The 12147-nt window shown below is 70.9% G+C and carries 11 protein-coding genes; 6 read left to right on the top strand and 5 right to left on the bottom strand.

The window, feature by feature from the left end:
- Nucleotides 1-102: 102 nt before the first annotated feature.
- Nucleotides 103-687: an isochorismatase family protein gene (locus tag ACGFU6_RS17565; RefSeq protein WP_393611724.1), complete on the top strand. Its 585-nt coding sequence runs from the start codon at nt 103-105 to the stop codon at nt 685-687.
- Between the two features lie 41 nt (nt 688-728).
- Here ACGFU6_RS17565 and ACGFU6_RS17560 read toward each other — a convergent pair whose 3' ends face one another.
- Nucleotides 729-1061, bottom strand: coding sequence for a hypothetical protein (locus tag ACGFU6_RS17560; protein ID WP_185092333.1), 333 nt, complete (start codon nt 1059-1061; stop codon nt 729-731).
- Between the two features lie 124 nt (nt 1062-1185).
- The gene (locus ACGFU6_RS17555) at nt 1186-3585 is read right to left on the bottom strand and encodes an immune inhibitor A domain-containing protein (protein WP_393611722.1); all 2400 of its coding nucleotides are present in this window, start codon (nt 3583-3585) and stop codon (nt 1186-1188) included.
- A 369-nt stretch (nt 3586-3954) separates the two neighbouring features.
- Between ACGFU6_RS17555 and ACGFU6_RS17550 the strand changes: the two genes are divergently transcribed.
- A complete protein-coding gene (locus tag ACGFU6_RS17550; RefSeq protein WP_393611721.1) occupies nt 3955-4281 on the top strand; it encodes a hypothetical protein in 327 nt (108 codons plus the stop codon).
- Between the two features lie 26 nt (nt 4282-4307).
- On the opposite strand, the gene ACGFU6_RS17545 is transcribed toward ACGFU6_RS17550, so the two are convergent.
- Complete coding sequence (locus ACGFU6_RS17545) at nt 4308-4979, bottom strand: RDD family protein (protein WP_393611720.1); 672 nt, start codon at nt 4977-4979, stop codon at nt 4308-4310.
- Between the two features lie 144 nt (nt 4980-5123).
- Entirely contained in the window at nt 5124-6692 is a 1569-nt protein-coding gene (locus ACGFU6_RS17540) for an RDD family protein (protein ID WP_393611718.1), read from the bottom strand.
- Between the two features lie 210 nt (nt 6693-6902).
- On the opposite strand from ACGFU6_RS17540, the gene ACGFU6_RS17535 reads away from it, so the two are divergent.
- Nucleotides 6903-7379, top strand: a complete 477-nt coding sequence (locus tag ACGFU6_RS17535; protein WP_393611717.1) for an SsgA family sporulation/cell division regulator — start codon at nt 6903-6905, stop codon at nt 7377-7379.
- A 47-nt stretch (nt 7380-7426) separates the two neighbouring features.
- Here the strand turns inward: ACGFU6_RS17535 and ACGFU6_RS17530 are convergent, their stop codons facing one another.
- Nucleotides 7427-8794 carry an FAD-binding oxidoreductase gene (locus ACGFU6_RS17530; RefSeq protein WP_393611715.1) on the bottom strand — a complete coding sequence of 456 codons (1368 nt, stop codon included), beginning with the start codon at nt 8792-8794 and terminating at the stop codon, nt 7427-7429.
- Between the two features lie 97 nt (nt 8795-8891).
- Here ACGFU6_RS17530 and ACGFU6_RS17525 point away from each other — a divergent pair, with 97 nt between their 5' ends.
- From ACGFU6_RS17525 to ACGFU6_RS17515, 3 genes are all read left to right on the top strand, one after another.
- Entirely contained in the window at nt 8892-10592 is a 1701-nt protein-coding gene (locus ACGFU6_RS17525; protein ID WP_393611713.1) for a hypothetical protein, read from the top strand.
- 214 nt (nt 10593-10806) lie between these two features.
- Complete coding sequence (locus ACGFU6_RS17520; RefSeq protein WP_393611712.1) at nt 10807-11385, top strand: Uma2 family endonuclease; 579 nt, start codon at nt 10807-10809, stop codon at nt 11383-11385.
- Nucleotides 11386-11522: 137 nt separating this feature from the next.
- The gene (locus ACGFU6_RS17515; RefSeq protein ID WP_393611711.1) at nt 11523-12086 is read left to right on the top strand and encodes an SMI1/KNR4 family protein; all 564 of its coding nucleotides are present in this window, start codon (nt 11523-11525) and stop codon (nt 12084-12086) included.
- The last annotated feature ends 61 nt before the right edge of the window (nt 12087-12147 follow it).

Here is a 12147-nt window from a genome sequence, read left to right as displayed (position 1 = left end):
GGATGCGCCCCCCGACGGGCTTGATTGTGGGCCCCGAGTCTCTAGGCTCGGGGCCATCCCCGTAACCGTCACTCCCCTCTCCCCCACCGAAGGACACCCGCCATGCACCGCGCCTTGATCGTCGTGGACGTTCAGAACGACTTCTGTGAGGGCGGGAGCCTCGCGGTGGCGGGGGGTGCCGATGTCGCCGCCGCCATCACGGACCTGATCGGTGAGGCCCAGCCCGGCTACCGGCACGTGGTGGCCACCCGTGACCACCACATCGACCCGGGCGGTCACTTCTCCTCGGCGCCGGACTTCGAGCACTCCTGGCCGCCGCACTGCGTGGCCGGTACGGAAGGGGTGGGCTTCCACCCCAATTTCGCGCCCGCGGTCGCCTCCGGGGCCATCGACGCGGTCTTCGACAAGGGCGCGTACGCCGCGGCGTACAGCGGCTTCGAGGGCCTGGACGAGAACGGTGTGGGGCTGGCCGAGTGGCTGCGCGACCGAGGGGTCGACTCGGTCGACGTGGTCGGTATCGCCACCGACCACTGCGTCCGGGCCACCGCGCTGGACGCCGTCCGCGAGGGTTTCACCACGCACGTACTGCTCGATCTGACCGCCGGCGTCACGGCGGCGACCACGGAGCGGGCACTGGCCGAGCTGCGGGAGGCGGGCGTGGCGCTCGCCGGCAAGCCGGTGGTGTAGGCGCCCGGCTGCGAGCCGGCGGGGTGGCGGGCCGGAGCCCGTCAGCTCTGCCGGGCCGGCAGGGCGGGCCTCAGGAGCGCCCGGATCGGGTGCCAGAGTTCCTGGGCCCGCTCGGGTCTCGCGCGCCACAGGACGCCGTCGGGGTGGTGCAGGACGGCGGTGATCTCGTCCGGCGTGGGCGGCTCGGCGTTGCCCCGGAGGTAGACGGCGCGCAGTCCCAGATTGCGCAGCCGGGTCAGTGCGCGGGCCCGGTTCGCCGCGTGCACCAGGACGCGGACCGGGGTGTCCGGACCCACGCTCTGCGCCGGGCTCGCCAAGGTGATCGCCACGACCACGCTCCCGTTGGGCAACTTGCTGAATCCTCCGCCGGCCATACTCCGCACTCCCCCGTGAGACGTCGTGTCAATAAGAAACTGAACAAGAGGCACCTAAACACGATCGGCCGCCGCCCGCTAGAGGGCGACGGCCGATCATGCTCTGACCTGCGGTGATACCGGATTACTTGTGCGAGGAACCAACCCGGACGGTCATCGTGGAGCCGCTGAACGGCTCGCTGATGATCGTGATCCTGGTGTTGGTGTCAGCGACCTGCACGCTTCCGGTCTCGTTCTCCTTGTACCAGTAGGTTCCCCTGTGGTCGTCGAAGACCGGCATGCCGAACTGCGGCTTGATCTTCGTGGCCACGTCACCGTTGTGGAGCGTGAATCCGTCGGTGGGGTACCAGCTGAACGGTGCGTCGAAGGGCTGGATCTTGTTACGGATGACCGTGCCGTCAGCCCACTTCAGCGGCTTGGCGTGCGCGTCGACCGGCAGGATCAGGCCCTTGCCCGGGTGGACCGAGACGTTGTTGTCCTTCTGGGAGGTGTCCCAGAGCCAGATCAGCAGACCGTTCTGGTACGGGTAGTGCTCGACCCAGTCCGGACGGGTGTTGGAGAAGCCGAAGTTGTACGGGCCGACCTTGAGGGTCTGGTCGTAGCTGACGTACTGGCGGTTCTCCGCGAGGTAGTACTGCGGGTAGTCCTTGGTGAACGACTTGCCGACCCGCGAGAAGCCCTTGGCGGTCCAGCCGTTGTCGTCGCCCTCGGCGTTGTCCGTGAAGAGCGCCGCACCGTCGGCGTTGACCGCGATGGTGTCGGCCGCGAAGCCCACACCGCCCGCGCCGCCGTCGGTGGCGTAACGGAAGCGGACGTCGATCTTCTTGCCCGCGTAGGCGTCCAGCGAGTACGAGAGCTTCTGGTACTTGCCGGAGACGTCGGTCAGGGCCGGCTTGTCACTGGCGTCGCGCGGGATGGCCTTGCCGTCGGCGGTGCCGTCGAGCGCGGTCCAGCTGGTGCCGCCGTTGTCGGAGACCTCGGTGTAGAGGTAGTCGTAGTCCGCCTCGATGTCCCACCAGCCGGCGAGGTCGAGGGAGGCCTTGGACTTGCCGGTGAGGTCGACCGGGCGGGACAGGGTGTTGTTGAGGTTGTCACCCATGTCGCTCCACCACTGCTTGGCACCCTCGGCGGGCGCCGTGACGGCGGTGGTGACTTCCTTGTCGGGCAGCGTGACGACGAGCGCCTGCTTGTCCTTGGTGTTGTACTCGGACACGCCCAGCTTGTGGGTGGACTTCGTCGCGGCCTTGGCCTCGCCGTAGTTGAGCCAGCCCAGCTGGAGCTTGTCCCAGGCGGTCATGTCACCGGGCAGGTCACCGATGCTGTTCTTACCGGTGCCGAGCCAGGAGCCCGCCGACATCAGGGACCAGAAACCGACCGAGTTCTCGGCGGTGTTGGTGGTGTCGTAGAGGTCCGGGAGACCGAGGTCGTGGCCGTACTCGTGGGCGAAGACGCCCAGGCCGCCGTTCTCGGGCTGCGCGGTGTAGTCGCCGACCCAGATGCCGGTGTCACCGATCTGGGTGCCGCCGGCCTTGTTGTCGGACGGGCCGGTCGCGCCGGCGTCCGTGCCGTAGGCGTACCAGCGGTGCGCCCAGATGGCGTTGGTGCCCTCGACGCCGCCGCCGGCGGACTCGTCCTCGCCGGCGTGCACGATCTGGAAGTGATCGATGTAGCCGTCGGGCTCGTTGAAGTTGCCGTCACCGTCGAAGTCGTAACGGTCCCACTGGTCGTACTGCGCGAGATCCGTCTTGATCTGCTCGGGCGTACGGCCCTTGGCCTTCTGATCGGCGGCCCAGGCGGTGGTGCCGTCCTTGATCATGTCCCAGGCGCTGGGGCAGTTGGTCGATCCGCAGTAGTTCGAGCCGTAACGGGCCTCGTTGTACGGGACCTTGACCCAGTCGGAGACCTCGCCGTCCACCGAGTAACGCCCGGAGGACGTCTTCTCGTAGTACGTCTTGAGCGAGTTCTTGCCCGCGCCCGTGCCGAAGTACAGGTCCTGGAAGTGGGCCTGGTTGTAATCGGCCTGCCAGGCGGTGCTGTTGTCCTTCTTGGGGTCCGGCTTGGCTATCGTGTTGTGCGCCGGTCCCGGCGTGCCGCCGTACTTCGGGACGGCGGGCTTGGGGCCGTCGCCGTCCGGGTCGAACATGGTCGTGTTGTCGACCTTGTCGCCGAACTCCACCAGGATGGTGAAGATCTTGTCGGTCTTCTCGCGGCCGAGCTCGACGTACTTCTTGTCATCGAGCTTGACGACGTTGGAACCGCCGCGCGTCGAGACCTTCTTGTCGCCGGATATGACCTGTTCGAGCGCGGCCTGACGCTGAGCGTCCTGCTGCTTGCTGAACGGGCCCTCCAGGTTGTGCGCGTTGCCCTCGTTCGACCCCGGGTCCCGGCGGTCGACGGCGGAGGCAGTGGTGCCCGACGCCTTTTCATCAGCCTGAGCGGTGGCGAAGGCGGATGCGGTGGCAGCGGTCGCGGCCATGGCCACGACAACCGCTCCGGTACGAAGCGCCCGTCTATTAATGATCACGTGATGCAGTCCTCCCCGGCGCTCGCGACTGCGGCCTGGGGGTGTGAGAGGGCCGCGCGCGGAAACGCGTCACAAGTGACGACATTCGACCGGAGTTACGCGAGAAAAGACAGACCTTGACTTGAACAGACCAAGTGCACTATGCAGGAGCGCATTTCCGCTATCCGGACGACTGCTCCGCACCCAACCGGCGCGCCGACGAGCCCGATTGGCGGAGAGAATGACTCCGTGCGCCCCCCGTGCACCGGCACTGTGGGTTAGGTCATGCTTACTACCCGTTCCGCGAGGGCATCCACCGTCGTAGAGTCGCTTGACAGTGCGACCGTGTTGAGAGACCGCCCATCCGACGTCCCGAGGACGGATAACGCCATGCCGCGTCCTACTGCTGCACAGCTCTCCTACGGTTCGGTCACCGTTGTCTTCTCGACCCTCGCCATGTTGCTGCTGTCCCGTGCGAGTTCGGACCTCGGCATCGCCGTGATCGCCGCGGCCGGGCTCGCGCTCGGGCTGCTGGTGGCCGTCACCGTGCCCGCTCCGACGCGCCGCCGGACCGCGCCGTCCGGTACCGCGGTCTCCGCGCACCGGGAAGCGGGCCCCGCCCACGAGGCCGAGGGCCGCGACCTGGGCCGCGTACAGCGCACGATCCCGGCCGCACGCGCCTCCGCGCGGATGGGCGAGCACTCGCTGCGCCGCTGACGGGCTGACGATCCGCCCGGCTTGGCTCAGGCGGTGTTCCGGCCGTTGGTGGTGACCACCACCGTCTTGCCCGCCTTGTCCTGCAGTGCCTGCCGGTACGGCTTGTCCGTGAACATCAGCACGATGTTGATCAGCCACCACAGGCACGGGCAGCACAGCAGCGCCGGCAGCCACAGCACCACGGCCCGCAGGAAGGAGCTGCCGGTGTCCGGCACGCTGCCGTCGTTGAGCATCGCGACCCGCAGCTTCAGCAGCCGCTTGCCGGGCGTGCGGCCGTCCTTGTGCGTGAAGTACGTGTCGTACCCGACGTAGATCACCAGGCCGATCAACGACCAGAGCAGCTGATGGCCGCTGTACGTCTGGGCGAAGATGTCGCCGACGCCGTCGTTGCCGTTGTTGTCGTTCGAGACCTCCACCGCGCCGCCCCAGGGCAGGGAGATCAGATACAGCGGGATCGAGATGATCAGGAAGTCGATCAGCCGGGCCAGGATGCGCTTGCCGGGTTCCGCGAGCGGCGGCATGCCCGCCAGCGGATCGGCGGCACCGAACTGGCCTCCGCCGTGGGGGCCGGGGCCGTGCGGCGGGGGCGGCGGCGCGCTGTCGTAGGGCGAGCCCGACGGCGGCTGGGGCTCGTGCGGCTTCTTGAGGAACGGGTCGTCCTCGGGCGGCTGACCGGACGTCGGCTGATCGTTGCTCATGGGGGCAGTGCACCCCGCCGCAGGGGCGCCCGCAACGGCTCAGGTGCTTTCGGGGGAACGGAGACCGCCCGACGGCCCATCACCCGATGAGCCGTCAGCCGTGCGGGTCTCCCGGCCGTACGGGTCTGCCGGCCGCGCGGTTCCTCAGCCGGCCACGAAGGTGCGGGCCGCCTTGTCGTGCCAGCACTGGCGCCACGGCCGGTCGAACAGGCACCACAACACGTTGAGCACGCCGATCGCCAGGAGCCCCAGCACGCCGTAGACCAGCCAGCGGCGCAGGGCGGCACCGAAGGTGGGCGACGAGCCGGACTCGATGTCCCGTACGCCGAGCCCGCAGAGCTTCTTCCCGAGCGTACGGCCCCACTTCGCGGTCGGCACGGCCTCCAGGAGGACACCCAGCACCAGGAACGCGACGAGGACCCCGCCGGCCAGGCCGGCCGTGGTGGAGTCCAGCAGCCAGACGGTGACCGTCTCGCCCGACAGCTTGGCCGCGTCGATCTTCTCGTTGATGTGGTCCGTGGCCCGGGTCGCGAGGGGGAGGGCGACGGCGCCGACGAGCGCGGCCAGCACCACGGTGTCGATGAGCCGGGCGGCGAACCGCTTGCCCAGCGCGGCCGGACGGGCGGCCGACTGGGCCGCCGCCAACTGCTGGAAGTGGTCGTTCACCGGAGGCTTCCAGGGCACGACGGGCTGGTCGGGGCCCTGGGCCTGGTGCTCCTGGTGTTCCTGGTGTTCCTGGCGTGATGCCTGAGGTTGTGGGGTCTGGTGGGGCTGGTTCGGCTGACGGGTCTGGTGGGGCTGACGGGGCTGCTGGGGGGCCTGGGGCTGGTGGGGGGCCTGGGGCTGGTGGGGGGCCTGCGCCTGTCGAGGTGTCTGGGCCTGCTGGGGTGCCTGAGCCTGCTGAGGAAACGCGGGCCCCTGCTGCCCCACGGGGCCCGGTGCGGCCGGCCCCGAGGCCTGCGGGGCTGTCGGGGTGGCAGGCGTGGCCGGGCCGATCGCGCGGATCGTCATCGTGCCCTCGGCGGGCGGCTCCTGCCCATCGCGGTTCCCGCCACCGGGGCGGCCGGAGCGTCCGGACCGGCCGGGGCGGGTGACCCGGATGGCCACGGTGTTCTCCGCCCGGTCACCGCCGTCCCGCATGCCCGGCAGCGCACCGGCGGCCGGGTCCGGAGCCGGGTCCTGCGGCACGGGCAGGCGCGGGTCCGCGGGTACGACGTCGGCACGCGGGCGGAGGGCAGGTGAACGGTCGCCGGAGGAACGGAGCGCCGGGGAACGGTCCCCGGGCGTGTCGGCCACCGGGGAACTGCCCTCGGGCGTACGTGGATCGGGGCCCGGCTCCGCCTGGCCGCCCTGTTGCGCGGGCTGTCCGCCGCCCCAGGAGACGCGGCGGTCGCGCTCGCCGCCGAAGCCGTTCTGCCGGGAGACGTCGGCCTGCCAGGCGGGCGAGGGTTCGGGCCGGACGTCGGCCGGCGGATCCTCGTCGAAGAACATCGGACCGGTCTCGTCCACCGGCGCGGGGCCGGGCCGTTGCGGTTCGGCCGGCTCCGGGGCCGGCCCCGAAGGCATCGCCTCGCCGCTCTGCGGGGCGGGCCTGCTCGTACCGGGCACCCAGGAGGCGCCGTTCCAGTACCGGACGTAGCCGGGAATGGACGGGTCGGGGTAGTAGCCCTCGCGGGGGCTTTCGTCACCGGGTGCCGGGGTTGGGGCGCTCATCACCGTGGTCCCGTATCTCTTCGAGTCTCAGTACAGGGGTCCACATCTACCAGACACCCGCGTACCCCCGTGCCGGTCCGGGTGTTTGGGCCACTTTCCGGTCACGCCAAACTTTTTTCGCCGAAGTCGCGTAATGGATGGCGGGGAGGGCGCTCTCTCCCTGTGAAGGCCGGTCGCGGGACCGGCTCACAGGTCTCGAAAGGACGCCTCATGCACACCGTCGTGGAACGCGAGCTGGAGCTCAAGCTGGTCCTGTCGCCCGAGCGCAGCATCCCCGTGCCGGCCAGGCTGACGTATCGCACCCAGGACCCGTACGCCGTGCACATCACCTTTCACATCGGCTCGGACGCCCCCGTGTACTGGACGTTCGCCCGCGATCTGCTGGTGGAGGGCGCGTTCCGGCCGTGCGGGCACGGGGACGTACGGATCTGGCCGACCAAGATCGAGGGGCGCGGCATCATCTGCGTGGCGCTGACCTCCCCGGACGGCAACGCACTGCTGGAGGTGCCGTCCGCCGCGGTTGCCGCCTGGGTGGAGCGGACGCTGCGGGTGGTTCCGCCGGGCACGGAGTCCGAGCGGCTCGGCATCGACGAGGGCCTTGCCGAGCTGCTCGCGCCGCTGCCGGCCGACGACCTGTGGATGAGCGATCCCTGGCCGTCGGACGACTCGCAGGACGGGGAGAGTTGAGGGGACGGGCCGAGGAGGCGGCGGCCGCGTGGGCCGGGGTTCCGCGCTCAGAACACCTTGCCGGGGTTGAGGAGTCCCAGCGGGTCGAAGGCCTGCTTGATGCCCCGGTGCAGCTCCACGCTCACCTCGCCGAGTTCCCGGGCGAGCCACTCCTTCTTGAGTACGCCCACGCCGTGTTCGCCGGTGATCGTGCCGCCGAGTTCGAGGCCGAGCGCCATGATCTCGTCGAAGGACTCGCGGGCCCGCCGGGACTCGTCGGCGTCGGCCTGGTCGAAACAGACGACGGGGTGGGTGTTGCCGTCGCCCGCATGGGCGCAGACGCCGATGGTGAGGCCGTACTTCTCCGCGATCGCGGCGGTGCCCTCCAGCATGGCGCCGAGCTTGGAGCGCGGTACGCACACGTCGTCGATCATCGTGGCGGACTTGATGGTCTCCAGCGCGGTGAGCGACATCCGCCGGGCCTGGAGCAGCATTTCGGACTCGGCCGCGTCCTCCGCCGGAACGACCTCGGTGGCGCCGGCGGCCGTGCAGAGCTCCGCGACGGCGGCCAGATCGGCGGCCGGGTCGGGTGTGTCGAAGGCGGCGAGCAGGAGCGCCTCGGTGGAGTCGGGGAGGCCCATGTTCGCCATCTTGTTGACGGCTCGGACCGTCGTACGGTCCATCAGTTCGAGGAGTGACGGAGTGTGACCCCGTTCCATGATCGCGCAGATGGCCTCGCAGGCGCCGGCGGCACTCGGGAACTCGGCAGCCAGGGCGAGCTGCCTGGGCGGCTTCGGCTTGAGCGCGAGCACGGCTTTGACAACGATGCCGAGGCTGCCCTCGGAGCCGACGAGGAGCCGGGTGAGGTCGTATCCGGCGACGCCCTTCGCGGTGCGGCGGCCGGTGCTGAGGAGGCGTCCGTCCGCGAGGACGACGTCGAGGCCGAGGACGTATTCGGCGGTGACCCCGTACTTGACGCAGCACAGCCCGCCCGAGGCGGTCCCGATGTTGCCGCCGATGGTGCACATCTCCCAGCTGGAGGGGTCCGGCGGGTAGTAGAGACCGTGCTCGTCGACCGCACGGGACAGCACCGCGTTGACGACGCCGGGTTCCACCACGGCGATCCGGTCGACGGGGCTGATCTCCAGGATGCGGTCCATCTTGATCAGGGAGAGCACGATGCAGCCGTCGGAGGCGTTGGCGGCGCCCGACAGGCCCGTGCGGGCGCCCTGCGGGACGACCGGGACGCGCAGCGCCGTCGCGGTGCGCATGATGTGCTGGACCTGCTCGACAGTGCGTGGGAGCGCGACGACGGCCGGGGTGCCCGCGTCGCAGAAACTCGCCATGTCGTTGGCGTAGGAGGCGGTGATGTCCGGGTCGGTGATCAGGGCCTCGGCCGGGAGCCCCGCACGCAGTAGTTCGAGAAGATCGTCCATGATCCAAGACTCGCACCCGGGCCCATTGGTGTGAACCCGTATGCGCCTGCCATCACAAGACGCGGTGCGATCTTCGTACTGACGCAGAGTGATCGGCATGGACGTCACTCCGCAGCAGCCCCCGGCGGCCCCCGGGCCGGACCACCTCCCCGAGACCCCCGACACCGCCTACGCCCCGCCCTGCGAATCCCCTCCGGCCCTGCCGCCGGACCCCGCGTCCCTGGCCGAGCCGCCGCCGGCCTCGCTGCGCACGACGCTGCGCCGGGCCGCGTTCGGTGTGGTGGCGGGTGCGGTGCTGGTGACGGGTGCGGTGGTCGCCGTGCCCGACGAGGACAAGGACGCGGCGCCGCCGGTGTCCGGTCCGGTGTCGCGGGCGATGACCGCGACGGCGGCCGGCTCGCCCGCCTCGCTCTCCGATCTGACGGCGCTCATCGGGGACCGGCAGGCGTGGGTGGGCACCCATCCTTCGGACGCGCAGTCGTGGGCGGTACTGGGCTCGGCGTACGTGGAGTGGGGGCGGCGGGCGGCGGACCCGGCGTACTACTCCCGCGCCGAGCAGGCGCTGAAGCGCTCGCTGAACGTACAGCCGGGCGACCGGGGGAACGAGGCGGCGTGGGTGGGGCTCGCCTCGCTCGCCAACGCCCGGCACGACTTCGTGACCGCGAAGAAGTGGGGCGAGACGGTACGGGCCCGGCAGCCGAAGCAGTGGACGGTGTACCCGGAGCTGATCGACGCGTACAACGGCCTCGGCGACCGGAAGTCGGCGATCACGGCGGTGGAGAAGTACACGGCGCTGCGGGCCGGGGTGCCCGCGCTGGGCCGGACGGCCGAGATGTACCGCGACCGGGGCTGGCGCGAGGACGCGCTCGCCACCGCGCAGGACGCCGCGAACCGGGCGACGACGCCGGCGGAGAAGGCGGCCTGCCTCTCCCGGCTGGGCGATCTGGCCTGGGAGCGGGGCGAGCCGAAGGAGGCCGTGGCCCAGTACGGGGCGGCGCTGCGCACCGACCGCGCCCACCACGCCTCCCTCGCGGGCCGGGCACGGGCGCTGGCGGCGCTCGGCCGCACCGACGAGGCGCAGCGGGACTACCAGGCGGCGCTGGCCAGGTCCCCTCGGCCCGAGTACCTGCTGGAGCTGGGCGAGTTGTACGAGTCGCTCGGCCTGGACGGGGACTCCGTCAACCACTACTCGCGGCTGCGCAAGGCGCTGTCCCGGGCCCGGACCCAGGGCGTGGACGAGGCCCTGCTCCTCGGCCGCTTCGAGGCCGCCCACGGCGACGCGGACGCGGCGTCGGACCAACTGCGCGCGGAGTGGGACCTCGGGCACCGCAGCGCGGCGGTGGCCGATGCGCTGGGCTGGGCGCTGCACCGCTCGGGCGATTCGGACGCGGCGCTGGAGTACGCGCGGAAGGCGGTCGACACGGGCGGCCAGAACGCGTCGTACGCGTACCACCTGGGCATGGTCCAGGGCGCGTTGCGCGACTTCGGTCCGGCCCGCCGCAACCTGGAGGAGGCGCTGCGCACCAACCCGCAGTTCTCGCCGCTGGACGCCCCGAGGGCCCAGGAGGCCCTGGACACCATGGGCCTGCCGCCCTCGGGCGGCCCCCAGGACATGCAGCCCGCGCCCCCGCCGGCACCGCCGCAGGCCCCGGCCCCCGCGCCGGAGCCGCAACCGTCACGGTCCGCCCCGCCACAGGCCCCGGCCCCGTCCCCCGCACCCCCGAAGCGGGGCGCGGCCGGCCCCCCGGCGACATCTGCGGCCAAGCCCTCGGCGTCGGGGGCGCCGTCGGGGCACTGACGTCCGGCCCGGGCCCGGGCCCGGGCCCGGGGCGGGGGCGGGTTCGGGCCCGGGCCCGGGCCCGGGGCGGGGGCGGGGGCGGGTTCGGGCCCGGGGCGGGGGCGGGGGCGGGTTCGGGCCCGGGGCGGGGGCGGGTTCGGACAGTTCGGCTTTCGGGTGAGGTCGCCTGCCTCGACCGGGTACTGAGGCCGCCACGGGCTCTATCATCAAAGGCATGAACGACACCGTGTACGGTCATTTGCGCAGATTTGCCGCAGAGCTCACCGTGCCTCCCGGTCTGGAGTACCCGGAGATCAGCCACGGCGAGATCGTCATGATGATGTCGCCCGTGAAACGGCACGAGCTCGCCGCGCTGCGCTTGCGGAGGCAGCTCGACGCCCAACTGCCTGATGGCGTGGTCGCCCACACCGGCGGAGACGTCGAGGACCAGGTGCTCGGGATCCTGCGACGCCCCGATGTGATCGTGATCCCTGAATCAGTCCTGGAGGAAGGGGACGAACAGGGCATCGACCCGGCGGACGTCCTCCTTGCCGCAGAGATCGTTTCGCGCTCCAACCCCGAGAACGACTACGTGGGCAAGATGCGCGACTACCCCGCCATGCGCATTCCCCACTACCTGATCGTGGACCCGCGCGCGGGAATCGTCCTGCATCACTGGAAGCCGACCGGCGACGGGGACGACGCCCGCTACGCCAACACCATGGAGTACGCGTTCGGCGACACCGTCAGGGTCGGCGAATGGACCGTCGACACGGGCGTCTTCCTGCGCTACGCGACGGACGCCGGCAAGTAGCCGCCACGGTCGGGGAGTGCGTCCCGGGGCCCGGCCCGCCGCCGCCTTGCTCGTGGGGCCCGGGGCCCGCGCCCGCGGCCCCGTCAGCCTCCTACGACGACGAGCCGGCCGCGTCGCCCACGGCCTAGGCTCGGCCCATGACCGCGTTCGACGACCTCACCCGCCTCATACCTCCGCCGTCGCAGCCCCAGTGGGGGAACGGCGACTGGGGCGAGGTGGAGGCCGCGCTGGCGCTGGAACTCCCCTCGGACTTCAAGCAGTTGGTCGAGTTCTATGGGGCCTACTACTTCTCGGAGTTCCTGACGCCGCTTGCGCCCTTCGGCGGGCGGGACCTGCTCGTCGGCCCGGCGAAGCGGATGCTGGACCAGGAACGCGGCTTCCGGAACAGCAACCCCGACAAGTGCCCGTACCCCTTCTACCCGGAGCCGGGCGGGCTCCTGCCGTGGGCGGGGACCGACAACGGGGACCGGGTGTGCTGGCTCACCGACGGGAAGCCGGACGAGTGGACGGTCGTCTGCTGGAATCCGCGGGGCTGGTACTACGACGCCCATCCGGTGGGCGCGGTCGAGTTTCTGGTCGGCTGGCTGTCGGGTGACATCAGCACCAGTGTCTTCCCCGATGCGGCCGAGTACGCGGCAGATACCGAGGACGACGACGAGGACCAGGACGACGGCGGTTTCGAGGGGTTCGCCGCGAAATAGGGGCCCCATCTAAAAACTTCGCAAGTAACTTGGCAAAGTTACTTGCGAAGTTTTACGTTGG

This window comes from Streptomyces sp. NPDC048462 (genome assembly GCF_043200175.1).
GTDB lineage: Bacteria > Actinomycetota > Actinomycetes > Streptomycetales > Streptomycetaceae > Streptomyces.
Note: the sequence above shows the minus strand (reverse complement) of the source record. Positions and strands in the feature narration are given on the sequence as shown.

Bases quoted from the DNA above. Each gene is read 5' to 3' on its own strand.
- ACGFU6_RS17565 (WP_393611724.1), top strand. From the start codon at position 103: ATGCACCGCGCCTTGATCGTCGTGGACGTTCAGAACGACTTCTGTGAG.
- ACGFU6_RS17560 (WP_185092333.1), bottom strand. From the start codon at position 1,061: ATGGCCGGCGGAGGATTCAGCAAGTTGCCCAACGGGAGCGTGGTCGTG.
- ACGFU6_RS17550 (WP_393611721.1), top strand. From the start codon at position 3,955: ATGCCGCGTCCTACTGCTGCACAGCTCTCCTACGGTTCGGTCACCGTT.
- ACGFU6_RS17545 (WP_393611720.1), bottom strand. From the start codon at position 4,979: ATGAGCAACGATCAGCCGACGTCCGGTCAGCCGCCCGAGGACGACCCG.
- ACGFU6_RS17540 (WP_393611718.1), bottom strand. From the start codon at position 6,692: ATGAGCGCCCCAACCCCGGCACCCGGTGACGAAAGCCCCCGCGAGGGC.
- ACGFU6_RS17535 (WP_393611717.1), top strand. From the start codon at position 6,903: ATGCACACCGTCGTGGAACGCGAGCTGGAGCTCAAGCTGGTCCTGTCG.
- ACGFU6_RS17530 (WP_393611715.1), bottom strand. From the start codon at position 8,794: ATGGACGATCTTCTCGAACTACTGCGTGCGGGGCTCCCGGCCGAGGCC.
- ACGFU6_RS17525 (WP_393611713.1), top strand. From the start codon at position 8,892: ATGGACGTCACTCCGCAGCAGCCCCCGGCGGCCCCCGGGCCGGACCAC.
- ACGFU6_RS17520 (WP_393611712.1), top strand. From the start codon at position 10,807: ATGAACGACACCGTGTACGGTCATTTGCGCAGATTTGCCGCAGAGCTC.
- ACGFU6_RS17515 (WP_393611711.1), top strand. From the start codon at position 11,523: ATGACCGCGTTCGACGACCTCACCCGCCTCATACCTCCGCCGTCGCAG.